General features: G+C 76.4%; 16 protein-coding genes. 5 read left to right on the top strand and 11 right to left on the bottom strand.

The window, feature by feature from the left end; genetic code table 11:
* Positions 1–12: 12 nt before the first annotated feature.
* Positions 13–1011, bottom strand: a complete 999-nt coding sequence (locus EV189_RS16515; RefSeq protein ID WP_130494063.1) for a cobalamin B12-binding domain-containing protein — start codon at positions 1009–1011, stop codon at positions 13–15.
* Positions 1008–2309, bottom strand: coding sequence for a PP2C family protein-serine/threonine phosphatase (locus EV189_RS16510; RefSeq protein ID WP_130494062.1), 1302 nt, complete (start codon positions 2307–2309; stop codon positions 1008–1010). The genes EV189_RS16515 and EV189_RS16510 overlap by 4 nt, the downstream gene beginning before the upstream one ends.
* Before the next feature lie 148 nt (positions 2310–2457).
* Between EV189_RS16510 and EV189_RS16505 the strand changes: the two genes are divergently transcribed.
* Positions 2458–3900: a GGDEF domain-containing protein gene (locus EV189_RS16505; RefSeq protein ID WP_130494061.1), complete on the top strand. Its 1443-nt coding sequence runs from the start codon at positions 2458–2460 to the stop codon at positions 3898–3900.
* Positions 3901–3922: 22 nt separating this feature from the next.
* Here the strand turns inward: EV189_RS16505 and aroF are convergent, their stop codons facing one another.
* The 4 genes from aroF to EV189_RS16485 form a co-directional block, all read right to left on the bottom strand.
* Entirely contained in the window at positions 3923–4945 is a 1023-nt protein-coding gene (aroF, locus tag EV189_RS16500; protein WP_130494060.1) for a 3-deoxy-7-phosphoheptulonate synthase, read from the bottom strand.
* A gap of 325 nt (positions 4946–5270) precedes the next feature.
* A complete protein-coding gene (locus tag EV189_RS16495; protein WP_130494059.1) occupies positions 5271–6125 on the bottom strand; it encodes a deoxyribonuclease IV in 855 nt (284 codons plus the stop codon).
* Positions 6122–7936 (bottom strand): Stk1 family PASTA domain-containing Ser/Thr kinase, encoded by a 1815-nt coding sequence (pknB, locus tag EV189_RS16490; protein WP_130494058.1) that lies wholly within the window; start codon positions 7934–7936, stop codon positions 6122–6124. The genes EV189_RS16495 and pknB overlap by 4 nt, the downstream gene beginning before the upstream one ends.
* Before the next feature lie 9 nt (positions 7937–7945).
* A complete protein-coding gene (locus EV189_RS16485) occupies positions 7946–9043 on the bottom strand; it encodes a LysM peptidoglycan-binding domain-containing protein (RefSeq protein ID WP_130494057.1) in 1098 nt (365 codons plus the stop codon).
* A 178-nt stretch (positions 9044–9221) separates the two neighbouring features.
* Here EV189_RS16485 and EV189_RS16480 point away from each other — a divergent pair, with 178 nt between their 5' ends.
* Both EV189_RS16480 and EV189_RS16475 read left to right on the top strand, forming a co-directional pair.
* A complete protein-coding gene (locus EV189_RS16480) occupies positions 9222–9587 on the top strand; it encodes an Rv2175c family DNA-binding protein (RefSeq protein WP_130494056.1) in 366 nt (121 codons plus the stop codon).
* An 87-nt stretch (positions 9588–9674) separates the two neighbouring features.
* A complete protein-coding gene (locus EV189_RS16475; protein WP_130494055.1) occupies positions 9675–10244 on the top strand; it encodes an NUDIX domain-containing protein in 570 nt (189 codons plus the stop codon).
* A 6-nt stretch (positions 10245–10250) separates the two neighbouring features.
* Here EV189_RS16475 and EV189_RS16470 read toward each other — a convergent pair whose 3' ends face one another.
* From EV189_RS16470 to EV189_RS16460, 3 genes are read right to left on the bottom strand one after another with little or no spacing between them, the layout of a single operon-like run.
* Positions 10251–11207 (bottom strand): phytoene/squalene synthase family protein, encoded by a 957-nt coding sequence (locus EV189_RS16470; RefSeq protein WP_231116493.1) that lies wholly within the window; start codon positions 11205–11207, stop codon positions 10251–10253.
* Entirely contained in the window at positions 11198–12697 is a 1500-nt protein-coding gene (gene crtI, locus EV189_RS16465; RefSeq protein WP_130494054.1) for a phytoene desaturase family protein, read from the bottom strand. Before crtI ends, EV189_RS16470 begins: the two co-directional genes overlap by 10 nt.
* A 1-nt stretch (position 12698) precedes the next feature.
* On the bottom strand, positions 12699–13766 hold the full coding sequence (locus EV189_RS16460; RefSeq protein ID WP_407938156.1) for a polyprenyl synthetase family protein: 1068 nt from the start codon (positions 13764–13766) through the stop codon (positions 12699–12701).
* Between the two features lie 240 nt (positions 13767–14006).
* Between EV189_RS16460 and metF the strand changes: the two genes are divergently transcribed.
* Together metF and EV189_RS16450 are read left to right on the top strand one after the other, a co-directional pair.
* Positions 14007–14876, top strand: a complete 870-nt coding sequence (gene metF, locus EV189_RS16455; RefSeq protein WP_407938155.1) for a methylenetetrahydrofolate reductase [NAD(P)H] — start codon at positions 14007–14009, stop codon at positions 14874–14876.
* A gap of 11 nt (positions 14877–14887) precedes the next feature.
* The gene (locus EV189_RS16450; RefSeq protein ID WP_130494052.1) at positions 14888–15532 is read left to right on the top strand and encodes a CDP-alcohol phosphatidyltransferase family protein; all 645 of its coding nucleotides are present in this window, start codon (positions 14888–14890) and stop codon (positions 15530–15532) included.
* Here EV189_RS16450 and EV189_RS16445 read toward each other — a convergent pair whose 3' ends face one another.
* Positions 15533–16267: a class I SAM-dependent methyltransferase gene (locus EV189_RS16445; RefSeq protein WP_130494051.1), complete on the bottom strand. Its 735-nt coding sequence runs from the start codon at positions 16265–16267 to the stop codon at positions 15533–15535. It lies immediately after the preceding gene.
* Positions 16264–17913, bottom strand: coding sequence for a GH39 family glycosyl hydrolase (locus EV189_RS16440; protein WP_130494050.1), 1650 nt, complete (start codon positions 17911–17913; stop codon positions 16264–16266). The genes EV189_RS16445 and EV189_RS16440 overlap by 4 nt, the downstream gene beginning before the upstream one ends.
* Positions 17914–17932 lie beyond the last annotated feature (19 nt).

The following is a 17932-nucleotide window of genomic DNA, read 5'->3' as shown; positions in this document are numbered from 1 at the left end:
GGACGTGCATGATCACGCCAGAGGGATGGCCGCGGTGAGCAGGGCCGCGGCGTGGTCCAGCCCGACGGGCAGGGCGTCGCGCACCGCCCGGAGCCCGGCGAGCAGCGCGGCGTACGGCACTCCGCGGGCCGTGAGCACCTCCCGGCACCAGGCGAGGTAGTCCGCGAGGATGCGCTCGTCGTCGACGTAGAGGGTCGCGGCGAGGAAGTCGACCAGGTGGCCCAGGTCCTCGCGGGTCCGCTCCCACTGCTCCGCGCCGTACGCGCTGGTCCACGGCGCCCCCGCGAGAGCGGTGAGCGCCCCCTCCAGCACCGCCGGACGCGCCTCGGCCAGCCGGGCGTGCTCGTCGAGCCAGGCCGACGCGACCGGCGGCGGTGGGCTCGCGAACGGCGCCCAGCCCTGCAGCACGGCGACGGCGCCCGCGGCGTCCGCCGCCCAGGCGTTGGCGCCGATCCGCCGGGCGCGCAGGTCGTCCGGCCCGAACCCACGGCCCCCGACGAGGACGGGCACCCCCGCCTCGCGGCACGCCTCGACCATGCGGCGGGCACGCGGCAGGGCGGAGGCGAGCGAGCAGCTCAGCGCCACGGCGTCGGGCCCGGTGTCGTGGAGGTACTGCGCGAGGTGCGCCGGCGGCACGGAGGCGCCGAGGAAGGTGACGTCCCAGCCGGCGAGCTCGAGCACCTCGGCGACGATCCGCGCCGGCAGCGCGTGCCACTCGGCCTCGACGCAGCAGACGATGACCCTGCCCGCCGTGCGCGTCCGCGGCGGCGCCGCCAGTCCGACGGCGCTGACGACCGCGTCGCTGACCGCGGTCGCCGCGTGCTCGCGGGCGACGTCCCAGCTCGCGGCCTGCCAGAGCCGACCGACCTGCTCCTGGCCTCGGCAGACGAGCCCGGTCAGCACCTCGGCCGCCGGGACGCCCTGCTCGACGAGGTCGAGCGCGAGGCGCACGGCGGCCGCGCGGTCGGGACGGCCGAGCAGGTCGAGGTAGCGCTCGGCCTCGCCCGTCACGCGCCGTCGCCGGCCTGCAGGGCGAGCAGCGCGATGTCGTCGTGCGGGCGGCCGTCGAGGTGGGTGAGCACGCCCTCGAGCACGGTGTCGACGACGGCGTCGGGGTGGCGGCCACCGGGGCGGCGGGCGAGCTGGTCGAGCAGTCGCTGGAGCCGCTCCTCGCCGAAGTCGCCGTCGCGCCCACGGGCCTCGAGCACGCCGTCGGTCAGCAGGAGCAGGGTCTCGCCGGGCGCGAGGACGAGCGTCTGCCGGTCGTACGCCGCCCCCGGGAACGCCCCCGCGACGATGCCGGTCACCGGCACGGCGCGCACGCCGCCGGGGCCGAGGTGGAGCGGGAACGGGTGGCCGGCGCTGGCGAGGTCGACGCGCAGCCCCCCGGCGGCCAGGGGGCGCAGCCGCGCGGCCACCGCGGTGACGAACTTGCCGGGGTCGATCTCGGAGCCGACGAGCACGTCGTTGAGCAGCGCGAGCACGCGGGCGGGGTCGCGGTCGACGAGCCCCGCCGTGCGGACGGACTGGCGGGACTGGCCGGTGAGCACCGCGGCTTCGACGCCCTTGCCGCAGACGTCGCCGACGACGACGGTCCAGTCGTCGCCCGCGCCGTGCACGTCGTAGAAGTCGCCGCCGAGCTCGCTGTGCTCGAGCGCGGCGCGGTAGCGGGCCGCCAGGCGCACACCGGGCACAGCGGGGAGCCGCGGTGGGCGCAGGCTCGCCTGGAGCACGCTGGCGACGGAGCTCCGCTCGCCGTAGAGGCGCGCCGCGTCCAGCGCGAGAGCCGCCCGGCCGACGAGCTCCTCGAGCACGGCGAGCGCGCCCTCGTCCTCGGGTGCAGTGCGCAGCGTGACGGTCCCGAACGCCGTGCCGCGCGCGACCAGCGGCAGGTGCAGCGCGGTGCCCGCGCGCAGGTGCCGGCCGCTGCGCAGCACGTGCTCGACGTCGCTGGGGATGCTCGGCAGGACCACCGGGTCCAGGCCGTGGGACTCCCCGTCGGCCCGCAGCAGCGACACGCGGGCCGAGCGCCCGGTGACGAGCACGACGCGCGCGTCGTCGGTGAAGCGCGGGACGAGCAGGTGCAGGGTGCGGGCGATCGTGCGCGAGAGGTTGAGCGAGCCCGCGAGCGCCCTGCTGGCCTCCGAGAGGAACGACGAGCGCTCGCGCTCGGCGAGCAGCGCCTCGGTGAGGGCGGCCTCGACGTCGGTCCGCAGCTCGGAGGGCAGCCCGGGGAGCCCCTCGCCGGGTGACGTCGCCGCTCCCGGGAGGGTGACCGGGAGGGACTGTTGCCTTGGCGAATCAGCCATCGCCCCCCACGCTAGGCAGCCGCGCCCGCTTTGTCGATCTCGGCCGGTCGGGGTCACCCGCACGAGGAGGGGTCAAGGGCGCCCGGGCACCGCCGATGGGGGAGGCGTGAGGGGGAGAGGCGGCAGCGGGGCGCACCAGGCGCTCCCGGTGCACCAGGCGAACCGAGCGCACCGGGCGTACCTCGGCGTCGGGGTGCTCCTCGTGGTCGCCCACGTCCTCGCCCAGCTTGCGTGGGGCCCGCTGGTCGGCCAGCTCGCGTACCTCACCGTCGACGCCACGGCCGTCGTCGCGCTCGGGTGGCGAGCGGCCCGCTCGCCGCGACGCGCCCGCTCCACCTGGCTGCTGCTCGCCCTGGGGATGCTCGCCACCGCCGTGGGGGACGCGACCTGGACGCTGCTGCTGACGGTGCTCCACCGCTCGCCGTTCCCGTCGGTGGCGGACGTGGCCTACCTCGCGCAGTACCCCCTGCTGGCAGCCGCGCTCGTGGTCCTCGCCCGTCGCCGCGGCGGGCTGCACGGGCGCGAGGCGCACCTCGACAGCGCCGTCCTCACCGTCGGGCTCGGCCTGCTCGTGTGGGTCGGTGTCGTGCGGCCCGCCCTCGCCGACGCCGACCCCGGCCTCGGGACGGTGGTCTCCCTCGCGTACCCCGTCGGGGACGTGCTGCTGCTCGCCACGGCGGCCCGGCTCTGGGCGGGAGGCGGCCGGCGGAGCACGTCGCTGCGCATGCTCCTCGGCGGGCTCGTCGCGACGCTGCTGAGCGACGTCTGGTTCGCGCAGCTCGGGGACAGCGGGGGCGACGTCCTCGCGCTCGCCGCCAGCCTGCCGTTCCTCGCGGCGTACCTCCTGCTGGGAGCTGCCGCGCTGCACCCCGACGCGGCCGCGCTCACCGACCCCCAGCCCCCGCCGGCCGAGCCCCTCCCGCGGCGCCGGCTGCTGGCGCTCACCGCCGCCAGCCTGCTCTCCCCGGTGACGCTCGCGGTCGAGCTCGCGCTGGGCCGGTCGCTCGACGGGTGGGCGGTGGCGGCGAGCTCGGCGGTGCTCTTCCTCCTCGTCGTCGCCCGCATGGCCGGGCTGCTCCGCCGCCTGCAGGACCAGGCCGTGCGGCTCGAGCGGCTGTCGCGCACGGACGCTCTCACCGGGCTGCCCAACCGGCGCAGCGGCGACGCCGAGCTGGACCGCGCCCTGCACGCGTGCCGCGCGGCCGGCGCACCGCTGGCCGTCGCGATGGTCGACCTGGACCACTTCAAGCAGTTCAACGACAGCCGCGGCCACCAGGCGGGCGACCGGCTGCTCGTGGGCTGCGCCGCCGCCTGGCGCGAGCAGCTGCCGCGGTCGGCGACGCTCGCGCGCTACGGCGGGGAGGAGTTCCTCGTCGTGCTGCCCGGGAGGAGCGCCGAGCAGGCGGTCGTCCTCCTCGGCCGGCTCACGCGCGTCACGCCGGAGGGTCGCACGTTCTCCGCCGGCGCCGCGGAGTGGGACGGGCGCGAGCTGCCCGAGGCGCTGGTCGACCGCGCCGACCAGGCGCTGTACGCCGCGAAGCGGGCCGGGCGCGCCCGCGTGGAGCGCGCCCAGCCCGCGACCGCCGCCTAGGCTCCGCTCCTAGCCCCGGCTCCTAGCCCGCGACCGGCGCGCGGCCCAGCAGGGGCGGTAGCTGCCGGCACACCGCCGCCAGGGCGCGCAGGTCGGACTCGACGAGCGCCTGCGGCCCGTCGCAGAGCGCGGTCTCCGGGTGCGGGTGCACGTCGACGAGGATGCCGTCCGCGCCGACGGCGATCGCCGCGCGCGACAGCGGGATCACCAGGTCGCGCCGTCCGCCCGAGTGCGAGGGGTCGACCATGACCGGCAGGTGGCTCAGCCCCTGCGCGACGGGCACGGCAGCGATGTCGAGGGTGTTCCGCGTCGCGGTCTCGAACGTCCGGATGCCCCGCTCGCAGAGCACGATGTCGAGGTTGCCGCGCTGGGCGATGTACTCCGCGGCCATGAGCCACTCCTCGATGGTGGCGCTCATCCCGCGCTTGAGCAGCACCGGCTTGCCGGCCGCCCCCACGGCCTGGAGCAGGCCGAAGTTGCCGGCGTTGCGGGTGCCGATCTGCAGCATGTCGGCGTACGACGCGACGAGCTCGACGTCGTGCGCGTCCACGACCTCCGTCACGACGGGCAGGCCGGTCTCCGCGCGCACGTCGGCGAGGATCTCGAGGCCGCGCTGGCCGAGGCCCTGGAACGCGTACGGCGAGGTCCGCGGCTTGTACGCGCCGCCGCGCAGCAGCGTCGCGCCCGCGGCCTTGGCCATCTGCGCAGCGGCGAGGGTCTGCTCGGGCGACTCGACCGCGCACGGACCGGCGACGAGGGTGAACGTGCCGGGGCCGATCGGCACGCCGCCGACGACGACCGTGCTCTTCTCGGGGTGGTGCTCGCGGCTCACCAGCTTGTACGGCGTGCTGACCCGCACGACGTCGCTGACGCCGGGCAGCGCCTGGAGCTCGAGGTCGCCGAACGCCGTGACGTCGCCGATGAGCCCGACGATGGTGCGCGAGACGCCGCGGCTGACGAAGGCCTCGCCGCCCGCCGCCTCGACGCGCTCGACGACGGCGGCGACGTGCTCCTCGGTGGCCTCGGGGGCCATGACCACGACCATGGGGTGTCCTCTCAGGGGTTCCGCGCCCGCCCGCCGGGACACGAGGAAGCCCCGGGCTCGACGAGCGCCGGGGCTTGGGGGGTCGGTGTGCGGGGCTAGGCAGCGGCTGCCGGACGCCCCGCCCGGACCCAGCCGGGCGCGTCGCCGACGCCATAGAACTGTCGCTGCACGGGCAGGACTGTACCCCACCGGCCCGGCCTCCCGCCCGCTGACCCTGCGGTCGCCCGCCCGCCCCTCCGCGGTGATCATGCACATCCTGGGGCGCGCCGGCCCAGGACGTGCATGATCACGGGGAGAGGGGTGGTCCCTCAGACCCCAGGAGGGGTCAGCGGCGCAGGGACTTCAGCAGCGCCACGTCGGCGGCGTTCTCCGCCTGCTCGCCCGGCGTCTCGAGGACGAACGGCACGCCCCTCGTCGCCGGGTGGCGCAGCAGCGCGCGGAACGGCGCCTCACCGATGTGCCCGGCGCCGATGCGCTCGTGGCGGTCCTTCGCCGCGCCGCACACGTCCTTGCTGTCGTTGGCGTGCACGAGGCGCAGGCGCCCCGGGCCGGCGACAGCGACCACCTCGTCGAGCAGGCGGGCCGCGCCGCCGCGGGCGGCCAGGTCGTGGCCGGCGGCGAACGCGTGGCAGGTGTCGAGGCAGAGGCCGACGCGGGGGTGCCGGTCCAGCGCGTCGAGGTACGGGCCGAGATCCGCCGCGAGCGCGCACAGCGACTGCCCCTGGCCGGCCGTGGGCTCGAGCAGCAGGTCGGGGGCGTCGTCGCCCAGCTCGTCGAGCAGCGGCAGCACCGCCTCGCGCACCTGGCGCAGCGCCGCGTCGCGCGGGGTCCCGTCGACCGCCGACCCGGTGTGGACGACGACGCCGCGGGCGCCGATCTGCGCCGCGCGCTCGAGGTTGTGGCGCACGATGCGGCGGCTGCCCTCCAGCGTCGTCGGCGTCGGCGAGCCGAAGTTGACGAGGTACGGCGAGTGCACGAAGACGGACAGCCCGCGCTCGGCGCAGCCGGCGCGGAACGCCTCGTCCTGCGCCGGGTCGCCGGGGCTCGCGGCCCAGCCGCGCGGGTTGCCGACGAAGACCTGGACGACCTCGGCGCCCAGGGCGTCGGCGTACGCCAGACCGCCGCGCGCGAGTCCGCCCGGCGTGCGGATGTGCGCGCCGACGGGGTTGCGCCGCGTCACGTGGTGGTGAGGTGGACCGTCGAGCCCTGCGGCGCCGAGCCGTGCTTGCTCTGGTAGAGCACCCGGCCGAGGATGTCGATCCCGCCGGTGGTGACGCGGAAGCCAGCCGCCTCGAGCCGGCCGCGCGCCGCCCCCGTGCGCATCCCCACCACGGAGGGGACCTTCACGAGCGGCGGGCCCTGCGAGACGGTGACCGGGACGGTCGTGCCGGGCAGCACCGAGGTGCCGGCCGACGTGCCCTGGCTCATCACCTCGCCGTCCGGGACGGTGAGGCTGTAGTCCTTGCTGGTCGCGATCTCGAGCCGCACCGCGGCGAGGGCCGCGGTGGCGTCGTCCGCGCTGAGCCCGAGCAGCCGAGGGACCTTGACCGGGCGCGGCCCCGAGCTCACGACGAGGGCGACGGCGGTGCCCGCGCGCTGCGACTCGCCCGCGGGGGGCGTGGTCGAGACGACCATCCCCTTCGGCACCGTGTCGCTCCACGCCCCGCTGACGGCGCCCGCCGTGAGGTGCGCGGCCGCGATCGCCGCACGCGCGTCCGCGACGCTCTTGCCCGCCACCTGCGGGACGTCGTGCACCTCGGGCCCGCGGGAGACGACGAGGTGCAGGGTGCTGCCGCGCCGCAGCCACGGGTCGTGGGGCGTGCTGTCGATGACGCGGCCCCGCTGGACGTGGTCGTCGTAGCGCTCGGCCACCGCGACGCCGAAGCCGTGGGCGCGCGCGACCTGCGTCGCCTGCGCGGTCGGGAGGCTGTCCAGCGACGGCGGGCTCGCGTAGCGGAGCGGTCCCCACCACGCGCCCGCGCCGACGAGCGCGAGCAGGACGACGAGGGCCGCGAGCGCGCGGCGGCGACGTCGTACGCGACCGGGGGAGGGGCGGCGGGGTGCCGCGGGCGGGGCAGCGGGCAGCGGCGGCACCGGCCGCGTCGCCGTGGGCGAGCGGGGAGCGACGACCTCGGTGGCCTGGCCCCCGAGCGAGGCCCGGACCGCGCGGGCGGCGGCGAGCATGGCGGCGGCGTCGCGGAACCGGGCGGACGGGTCGCGCCGCGTCGCGTCCTGCACGAGCCGGTCCAGCGCGGGCGGCAGCTCCGGCCGCAGCGAGGACGGCGCCGGCACCGCGCTGTGGACGTGCTGGTAGGCCACCTGGATCGGCGTCTCGCCCGCGAAGGGGCGCTCCCCGGTGAGGGCCTCGAAGAGCACGACCCCTGCGGCGTAGACGTCGACCCGCTCGTCGGCGGTCCCGCGCTCGAGGACCTCCGGCGCGAGGTAGCCGACCGAGCCGAGGACGCCGTCGGCCCGCGTCGTGCTCGCCGCGGTGACCGCGCGGACGAGGCCGAAGTCGCCGACCTTGACCGCGCCGTCCGCGCGCAGCAGGACGTTCTCGGGCTTGACGTCGCGGTGGACGAACTGCGCTGCGTGCGCAGCGCCCAGCGCCTCGAGCACCGGCAGCAGCACGTCGAGCGCCTGCGCGGGGTCGAGCCGGCCGCGCTCGCGCAGCAGGTCGCGCAGGGTGCCGCCCTCGACGTACTCCATCGCGAGCCAGACGCGCCCGGCGTCCTCGCCCTGGTCGAGCACCGCGACGATGGTCGGGGCCGAGAGCCGCGCCGCGGCCTTCGCCTCGCGGCCGAAGCGCGCGACGAGGTCGGGGTCCGTCGTCAGCCAGGGGTGCATGACCTTGAGCGCGACGCGGCGCTCGAGCCGCAGGTCCAGCGCGTCGTAGACGGTCGCCATGCCGCCGCTCGCGACGCGGCGCTCGACGCGGTAGCGCGCGTCGACGACCTGCCCGACCAGCGGGTCGGCGACCGCAGAGTCCACCCGTGGAGTCTAGGCGCCGAACCTCCCGCGCAGGGCCATCACGCTCGCGACGTACTGCTTGGTGTCGGAGAACATCCCGCGGCTGCGCACCGAGGCGAGCCCCTGGTAGTAGCCCGCGACCGCCTGCTCGGTGGTGGCCGCCGTGCGCGTCAGCACCTGCAGCAGGACGACGCCCGCCGTGGCGTTGTCGTACGGGTCGAGCAGGTTGAGCCGGCGCCCGACGATGCCGGACGCCCACTCCCCGGTGGCGGGCATGACCTGCAGTGCCCCGATGGCCCCGGCGACGCTCACGACGCGCGGGCTCCACCCCGACTCCTGGTACGCGACGGCGAGCGCGAGCGACGGGCTCACGCCGTGCTTGCGGGCGGTGGAGGCGATGATGGCGCGCATCCGGTCGCGCGAGGGCAGCGAGCGGGAGGCGAGCTTCGCGCGGTTGACCGCGGCGCGGCGCACGGTCTCGCTCGGGTAGGTCCGCCCGGCGAACGAGTTCGACCCCGTGGTGCGCAGCGGGCGGCTCGTCGCCTTCCGCCGGGTCGGCGTCCTGCTGGGGGTGCGCGTCGTGGTCCGGACGGCCGTCGTGCGGTGGACGGGGATCCGGAGCACCTGCCCGATCCGCACCATGCTGTCGCCGGGCAGCGAGTTGCGCAGCCGGATCGCGCTGGCCGGCGTCCCGTAGTGGCGGGCGATCCGCTGCAGGCTGTCGCCGGGGCGCACGACGTAGCGCACGTAGACCACCCGGGTCGAGCGCACGGTGGTGGTGCGCACGGTCGTGCGCCGGGCCGTGGTGCGGTGCGCGCGGGAGCCCGCCGACCGCTTCGCGGCGATCTTCGCCTGCGCCGCAGCGGTGGGCACCTTCAGCACGGCGCCCGCGATGATGACGTGCCCGTTGCCGGGGAGGTCGTTGGCGCGCACGAGGCGCGCCACGCTCGTGTGGTAGCGGTGCGCGATCGCCGAGAGCGTGTCGCCCTGGCGGACGCGGACCGTCGTCCATCCCGGCGCCGCCGCCGTCCCGAGCACCGCGACGAGCAGCGGCACCGCGAGCGCGCGCAGCGCGCCGGCTCGCCGCGGGCGCGGCCCTGCCGCTCGACCCGGGGTGGCCTCGCTCATCGTGCCTCTTCCTCGGCGGCCTTCCGCCTGCTGCGGGGGAGCGGCGAGCCGCTCGTCGTCACGACAGCTGTGTCGGCGTGTCGCTCCTGGTGCTGGAGGGGCACGCTAGTAGTGTTGTGGCGATTGTGACAAGAGTGACGACCTGCCCAGCCGCCCCGCGGCTCGCTAGAGTGCGCCCGTGAGCAACGCAGCCCCCGAGGTCGACACCCTCGTCAGCAGCTGGCTGACCGTCCCCGACGTCGCCGAGGCGCTCGGCGTCGACGTGGTCAAGGTCCGCTCGCTGATCAAGGACCGCGCCCTGCTGGCCGCCCGCCGCGGCGAGCGCAACGTGCTGAGCGTCCCCGCGGCCTTCGTCCTCGACGGCGCTGTGGTCAAGGGCCTGCCCGGCCTCATCACCGTGCTCGGCGACGCGGGCTTCGACGACGACGAGGCCCTGCGCTGGCTGTTCACCCCGGACGACTCGCTGCCCGGCACCCCCGTGCAGGCGCTGCGCGAGAACCGTGGGACCGAGGTCAAGCGGCGCGCCCAGGCGCTCGCGCTCTGACCCCGGCGCGCCGACCCGCGCGCTGGCCCCGCGTCCGACCTCCCGCCCCGCGCGTGCGGCCGGCCGGGGGCGGGCAGGGGCTGCGCCATGCCAGAGCAGCAGGAGCACGCGGAGCACGTGGTGCGCTCGGAGCCGGTCTACGACGGGCCGAAGGTGGGCGTGCGCCGGGCCGTCGTGCCCGACGGCGGCGAGGAGCGGGCGTACGACGTCCTCGCCCACCCGGGCGGCGTGGCGGTCGTGGCCCTGCGCGAGGACCGGCAGGTGCTGCTCGTCGAGCAGTTCCGGCCCGCCGTCGAGCAGCGCCTGTGGCAGCTGCCCATGGGCTTCCAGGACCGGGAGGGCGAGCCCCCGGAGCAGGCCGCGCGGCGCGAGCTGCACGAGGAGACCGGCTGGTCCGCCGAGCGGTGGCGGCACCTGCGCACCGTCGCCCCCGCGGCCGGCGTGAGCGAGGAGCGCACCGAGCTCTACCTCGCCACGGGACTCGCACCGGGCGAGGCCGAGCGCGAGGACGACGAGCAGGGGATGGAGCAGCGCTGGGTGGCGCTGGACGAGGCGGTCGACGACGCCGTCGCCGGGCGGCTGCTCTGCGGCACGACGTCGCTCGCGCTGCTGCTCGTCGCTGAGCTGCTCCGCCGGGACGGCGGCTCGGTCGCCTGACCCTCCTCAGGCGGCGCCGGGGAGCGGGCGCCACGACCGCGCCTCGCGCCGCGCCGCCGCCGCCCGCACGAGCCCGGGGACCGCGACGCGGAGCCGCTTGGGCAGGGGCACCGAGACGCGGGCGGAGAGCACGTCGTGGTCCACCCGCTCGATCTCGTCGAGGATGCCGCCGTAGAGCACGAGCGCGGTCCTGATGCAGTCCCGGCTCGTGGGGTGCAGGTGGTCGATGCCGCTCTCGGCGACGGCGTAGATCTCCCGGCAGCGGCGTACCTCGAAGGCGATGAGCTCGCGCACGTGGGGGAGGGCCGGGGCGACGGCCAGGTCGGCGCGCGTGACGCCGAAGCGGTCGAGGTCCTCCTGCGGCAGGTAGACCCGGCCGCGCTGCAGGTCCTCGGCGACGTCGCGGAGGAAGTTGCTCAGCTGGAACGCCTCGCCCAGAGCAGCCGCGGCGGGAGCGGCGGCGTCGTCGAGCGGCTCGAGGATCGGCAGCATCTCCAGCCCGATGACCGCCGCCGAGCCGTGCATGTAGCCGCGGAGGTCGTCGTACGTCGCGTACGACGTCACCGTGAGGTCCATCGCCATCGAGTCGAGGAACGCGACCACGTGCTCGACCGGGATGTCCCAGCGGCGCACGGTGTCGACCATGGCGCTCCCCACGGGGTCCGTCGAGGAGCCTGCCTCGAGGTCGGCGAGGAAGCGCTGGGCCCAGGGGAGCAGCGCGTCGGGGTGCGGGTCCGTGAGCGAGTCGACGAACTCGTCGGCGTAGCGGGCGAAGCCGTAGAGCGCGTGCACGTAGGGCCGCTTGTGCGAGGGCAGCAGCAGCGTCGCGAGGTAGTAGGTCTTGCCGTGCTCGGCGTTGAGCCGTCGGCAGACCTCGTAGGACTCGCGCAGCGCGGGGTCGGTGATGCCGGCGGCGTCGAGGTCGCGCGCGCCGCCCTGCAGCTGCAGCCGGCTCACCGCCACGCCCGCGACCGGTACGCCCTGTCGGGCCCCGTGATCCGCTCGGCCGCCAGCCGCCCGCTGAGCAGCACCATCGGCACGCCGACGCCCGGCTGGGTCCCGCTGCCGGCGAACGCGACGTTGTCGCCCCAGGTGTTGCGCGGCCGGAACGGACCGGTCTGGAGGAACGTGTGGGCGGCGGCGAAGGGCGCCCCGGCCTCCATGCCGCGCTCCTCCCAGTCGAGCGGGGTGGTGAGGTGCTCGACCTCGATGGAGTCACCGAAGCCGCTGAGACCGCGGGACTCCATCGAGGCGACCATGGCGTCGCGGTAGCGCGGACCCTCGCCGCGCCAGTCGATCCCCGCGCGCAGGTTGGGCGTCGGGAACAGCGCGTAGTACGACTCCTTGCCCGCCGGCGCGAGTGAGGGGTCGCTCGCCGTCGGGCGGGTCACGAGGAACGACGGGTCGCTCATCAGCCTGCCCTGGTCGATGATCTCGTCGAAGACGCCCTCCCAGGCATCGCCGAAGAAGATGTTGTGGTGCACCAGGTCGGGGTACGTCGCGGTGCTCCCCGCGAGCAGCAGCGCGCAGGACGGTGAGTAGGAGAGGCGCTCCACCCGGCGCGGCACCGACCCCAGCAGGTCGCGGTGGGCGACGGGCAGGTCGGGGTTGAGGACGAGCGCGTCGCAGGGGATGCGCTCCCCGTCCGCGGTGATGACGGCGACCGCCCGCTTCCCGCGGGTCTCGACCCGGGAGACCGTGGTGCCGTAGCGGAACTCGACGCCCGCCTTCTCGGCGGCACCCGCCAGCGCGCGGGGTACGGCGTGCATGCCGCCGCGCGGGAAGTAGACCCCCGCCACGGAGTCCATGTAGGCGATGACGGCGTAGATCGCGAGCGCGTCCTGCGGGGCGAGCCCGGCGTACATCGACTGGAAGGAGAAGACCCGCTGGGTGCGGGGGTCCTGGAGGTACTGCCCGACCTTCGGGGTGAGCTTGCGGAAGCCGCCGATGGCGACGAGCCGGGCCAGGCTGGGGGAGACCAGCGAGAGCGGCGAGTCGATGTTGCGGTCGATGAAGTGCCGGATCTGCAGGCGGTAGAGCTCGGAGACGAACTCGACGTAGCGCCGGTAGCCCGCTGCCTCGCCCGCGCCGCAGACGCGCGTGATCTCCTCGGCCATCTGCTCGGTGTCGGCGTGCACGTCGAGGACGGAGCCGTCGGCGTAGCGCGCGCGGTAGAGCGGGCGCACCGGCTCGAGGTCGAGCCAGTCCTCGAGCTCCTCGTCCACGCAGGCGAGCGCGTCGGCGATGAGCTCGGGCATGGTGAGCACCGTCGGGCCGGTGTCGAACGACCAGCCCGCGTCGCGCAGGACGCCCGCCCGGCCGCCGGGCTCGGCCTCCCGCTCGATGACGGTGACGCGGCGCCCGGCGCCGGCGAGGCGCAGCGCGGCGGACAGGCCGCCGAGCCCGGCGCCGACGACGACGACGGAGTCCGAGGGTCCCTTGAGCGTGCGCACGTCAGACCGTCCGCGCGGTGGCGGCGACGGCCAGCTCGCGCAGCGCGGTGCAGGCCGTGGCGTCGAGCGTGCCCGACCCCGCCGCCGCGTCGAGCGCGCCGAGCGCCTCGTCGAGGCTGCGCGTGATGCGCTGCTCGGTCGCCTCCAGCGCACCGGTGTCGACGAGGACCTCGCGCAGCGCGGCCACGCCGTCCGCGTCGAGCCTCGGGTCGCCGAGCAGCCTCGCCACCACCGCCTCCTGGCGCGGCGTCGCGGCCGCGAGCGCCTCGGCCACGAGCACCGTGCGCTTGCCCTCGCGCAGGTCGTCGCCGGCCGGCTTGCCGGTCTCCGACGGGTCGCCGAAGACGCCGAGCACGTCGTCGCGCAGCTGGAAGGCCTCGCCCAGCGGCAGGCCGTACGCCGACAGCGCGTCGAGCACGGCCTGGTCCCCGCCGGCGAGGCTGGCGCCGAGGTGCAGCGGGCGCTCGATGGTGTACTTCGCGGTCTTGTAGCGGGCCACCCGCAGCGCCCGGTCGACCTCCGTGCTGGCGACGGCCTGCTCGAGCACGTCGAGGTACTGGCCCGCCATGAGCTCGAGGCGCATCGTGTCGTAGACCGGCTGCGCGCGCCGCAGCGCTTCGGGCGGCAGGCCGCAGCGGGCGAGCATCGTGTCGGACCAGACGAGGCACAGGTCGCCGAGCAGCACGGCGGCGGCCGTGCCGAACTGCTCCGGCACGCCCTGCCAGCGCTCGCCGCGGTGCAGCGCCGCGAAGCGCCGGTGCACGGCGGGCTTGCCGCGACGGGTGTCGCTGCCGTCCATGACGTCGTCATGGATGAGCGCGCAGGCGTGGAGCAGTTCGAGGGCGGAGGCCGCGCGGACGACCTCCTCGCCGTCGGCCCCGCCGGCGCCCCGCCACCCCCAGTACGCGAAGGCGGGCCGCAGCCGCTTCCCGCCGTCGAGCAGGAAGTCCTGCACCGTGCCCATCACGGGCGCGAGGTCCGGAGCCACGGCGTCCAGTGCCGGCGCCTGCGCGTCGAGGAACTCGGCCAGCGCCTTCTCGACGCGGGCCAGCAGGTCCGTACCGTCCAGGGCGGTCGGCAGGGAGCGGGCCACGGGACCTCCAGCGCGTCGGGGATGCGCTTCGAGCGTAGGGGCAGCGGGAGCGCTCGGCAGTCCGAGATCATCCGGGCTCCCCGAGGTGCTCGTCGCCCAGGGAGCGCTCCCCGCCCCGCTGGCTACCCTGGGTGCGTGCCCTCCTCGCTCGATGCCGCGCCTGCCGCGCCCGCCGGGACTGCTGCTCCCACCGCCCCCGCCAGCGCGCCCACGCGCGTGGGTGCCCTGCTCGCGTCCGGCCGGCCGTCGTACTCCTTCGAGTTCTTCCCGCCGAAGACCGACGAGGGGGAGCGCCAGCTGTTCCGCGCCGTGCGCGAGCTCGAGCCGCTGCAGCCGACGTTCGTCTCCGTCACCTACGGCGCCGGCGGGTCGACCCGCGACCGCACCGTCCGCATCACCCGGCGCATCGCCGAGGACACCACGCTGCTGCCGGTCGCCCACCTCACCTGCGTCGGCGCCTCGCGCGCCGAGGTGCGCAGCGTCATCGGGCAGTACGCCGACGCCGGCATCCGCAACGTGCTCGCGCTGCGCGGGGACCCGCCCGCCGGTGCCGGCACCGAGTGGCAGCCGCACCCGGAGGGCCTGCGCTACGCCGTCGAGCTGGTCGAGCTCGTCCGCTCGCTCGGCGACTTCTCCGTCGGGGTCGCGGCGTTCCCCGAGAAGCACCCCGAGGCCGTCGACCTCGCGGCGGACGCCGAGGTGCTGGTCCGCAAGGCCGACGCCGGCGCCGAGTACGCCGTCACCCAGTTCTTCTTCCGCGCCGAGGACTACTTCCGCCTGGTGGACCGCCTCGACGCCCTCGGCTGCCGCCTGCCGGTCATCCCCGGGCTGATGCCGGTGACCAACGTCGCGCAGATCCAGCGGATGGTGCAGCTGTCCGGCGCGGCGTTCCCCGACGAGCTCGCCGCCCGCCTGCACGCGGTCGACGGCGACCCGGAGGGGGTCCGCCGGGTGGGCGTGGAGATCGCGGTCGAGCTCGGCCAGCGGCTGCTCGACGGGGGCGCGCCGGGCCTGCACTTCTACACGCTCAACCGCTCGACGGCGACGCGCGAGGCGTACGCCGCGCTGGGGCTCGCTTCCCGCTGACGCTGCCGCCGGTGACCCTCGAGGAGTACCTCGCCGCCTGGTCGCGGCTCCACGCCGGCATCGTCCCGACGGGGATGGTGCGCGGCTGGCTGCGCGTCGCGTACGCGCTGGCCCGGCCGCTCGCCGTGCGCCGCGTCCCGCCCGACGCCGTCACGCTCGCCGGGCTCGTGCTCGGCGCGCTCGTCCCCGTCGCCTGCCTGCCCGGGGCCGCCTGGCCGCTGGCGGGCGCCGCGCTGACCGGTCTCACCGGCCTCGTCGACGGGCTCGACGGGGCGGTGGCGGTGCTCACCGGGCGGACGACGCGGTGGGGGTGGCTGCTCGACTCCGTGGTGGACCGGGTCACCGACGCGTGCTTCGTGCTCGCGCTCGCCGTCCTGGGCGCGCCGCCGCTGCTCGCCGGTGCGGCGCTCGTGCTCGCCTCCCTCCAGGAGTACGCGCGGGCCCGCGCCGCGGCCGGGGGGACCGAGCTGCCCGCGTACCCGGTGGGGGAGCGGGCGACCCGCGTGGTCGTCGTGGCGCTGTTCGCGGTCGGCGCGGCCGTGGGTCCCGGCCCGGCGCCGGCCTGGGGGACGGCCGGCGCCGCGGCGCTCGTCGCGGGAGGGGCGACGGGCTGCGCCCAGCTGCTGCTGAGGGCGCGCCGCGAGCTGCGCGGCTAGCTAGACCGGCAGCCGGGCGAGGCTGCAGCGGGTGACGTAGGGCAGGGCGACGCGCTCCCGGCCGGCCAGCTCGGGGGCGGTCCGGGCCAGCTCGGCCACCGCGGCCAGGACGCGCTCGCGGTCGGAGGGCGCGGCGGCGATGACGTAGCTGCGCGAGGCGGCGAGCTCGACGAGGTCGCCGGGGGCGAGCTCGTGCTGCCAGGGCACCTCGAACCGCTCCACCGGGCCGAAGGGCGCGCCGACGCCGGGCCGGGCGTAGGCCTCGTCCTGCCGCACGTCGGGCTCCATGAGCCTGCCGAGCTCGGCGACCCACCCGACGGACTCGTCGCGGACGTTCCACAGCAGGGCGAGCGCGCCCCCGGGCCGCAGCACGCGGGCCGCCTCCGGCACCGCGCGCTCCGGGTCGACCCAGTGCCAGGCCTGGGCCGCGATGACGACGTCGACGCTCGCGTCCGGCACGGGGAGCTGCTCCGCGGTGCCGGCGAGGACCTCGACCGGGCGCCCTGCGGAGCGGGAGAGGACCGCGCGCATGCCGGCGTCCGGCTCGACCGCGACCACGTCGTGGCCGCGGGCGGCGAGCTGCCGGGTCAGCTTCCCCGTGCCGGCGCCCAGGTCGAGCACGCGCACGGGGTGCGCCGGCAGCAGCCGGTCGAGGGCCTGGTCAGGGTAGCCCGGACGGACCCGGTCGTAGAGGTCCGCGACGACGCCGAACGACGTCCCGCGCGCGCCGGTCACGAGGTGCGCAGGAGCAGCGGGCTGCCGCCGACCTTCACCGAGTCGCCGCCCTTGGCCGGCGTGCTCGCGCCCGTGAGGCTCACCGCAGTCCGGGTCCCGCTGGGCACGGGGTAGTCGACCGTCCGCGAGGGGTTCCAGACGATCCGGCCGCTGCCGACCCAGCAGGTCCAGGTGCCGTCGTCGCTGGTGGTGCAGCCGCGCCAGCCGGGCCCGACCATCCACGACCGGATCGTCGTCCAGGCCGCGGCCGCAGCCGTCGGCTTCTGGTCCTTGCCGACCAGGCTGACCGGGAGCGACGTGGTAGTCCAGGAGTACCAGTAGGACCGGCGCACGCCGAGGTCCTGGGTGACGAGGAAGTTGCGGGCGACGTAGGCCGCCTGCGTCGCCGCCGAGAAGGTCGCCCCGTCGGTGGCGCCACCGGTGGGCAGGCCGAAGTTGACCTCGGTGTTCCAGATCGGCTTGCTGCTCGCGCCCACCTTGGCGAGGCGGGTCTGCACGTCGTCGAGGATCGTCCCCATGTCCTCGGGAGTGCCCTTGGGCTCCGGGTAGAGGTGGACGTTGACGACGTCGGCCCACTGCGCCCCGCCGGCGTCCAGGTAGCGGGTGAAGTCGCCGCGCTGGGCGTTGCGGCGGACCACGAACCCCGGGGTGGTCACCGTGGCCTCCGGGTCCACCGCCTTGATCGTGGTGTAGGCCGCCTTCGCGAACGGCACGAGCTGCTTCATGCTGCCCGTCCAGAACTGCTTGGCGTTGGGCTCGTTCCACACCTCGTAGTCGGCGATGCGGCCCTTGTAGCGGGTCGCGACGGCCTTGACGTAGGTCGTCCAGCTGCCGACCGACCGCGGGACCGACGGCCCGTAGCCGGTGCTGCTGGCGTACGCCGGGTCGCTCGGGTCCGACGCCGCCCACTGCGGGGTCTGGCCCAGCACGAGCAGGACCCGCTCACCGGCCTTCTGCGCGGTGGCGACCGCGGTGTCGAGCCTCGTCCAGTCCCAGGTGCGCGAGGTCGGCTGCAGGTCGCGCCAGGTCGTGCCCTCCGTGTCCCAGAGGCGGACCTCGCCGACGGGCACGCCCGGCACCTTGCCTGCGGCGAGCTCGGCGTCGTGGATGCCGAACAGCGTCCCCGGCACGGTCGTCGCCGTCTGCCTCGGCGGCTGGACGTCACCTGACGAGGGCGCGGAGGGCGTCGGGCTGCTGCTGCCCGGTGACGTGGTCCCGCCCGGCGCCGGCGCGGTGGTCCCGGGAGCGGCGGCGGGCGGGGTGGTCGTCGTCGCCGGAGGCACGGCCACGGGCACGACGGGCGTGCTCGGTGCGGGCGGCGGGGGCAGCGGCGGCGTCGAGGGGAGGGCGTAGTCCGGCAGCGGGCTGAGCCCCGCCAGCGGTCCGCCCGACGCGGTCAGCCAGCCGGGGCTCGCGCTGTAGGACTCCACCGAGGCCGACGCCCCGCGAGGCTCGCCCCCCGCCAGTCCCGCCCCCACCGCGACGAGCGCCGCCACGAGGACCGCGAGCCCGGCGGCCAGGACCGCGCGGGCGGCGCGGCGCGTGGTCGAGGGGGGCACCGGGGTCGCGGCGACGACCCCCTCGGTGGGGGCGGCGGCCGCGCGGCGGCGGAACGGGAGGCGGTAGCTCGGGCGGGGGAGGCGCATGCGGCGGCGGGTCCTTCCA

The organism is Motilibacter rhizosphaerae (assembly GCF_004216915.1).
Lineage (GTDB): Bacteria > Actinomycetota > Actinomycetes > Motilibacterales > Motilibacteraceae > Motilibacter > Motilibacter rhizosphaerae.
Note: the sequence above shows the minus strand (reverse complement) of the source record. Positions and strands in the feature narration are given on the sequence as shown.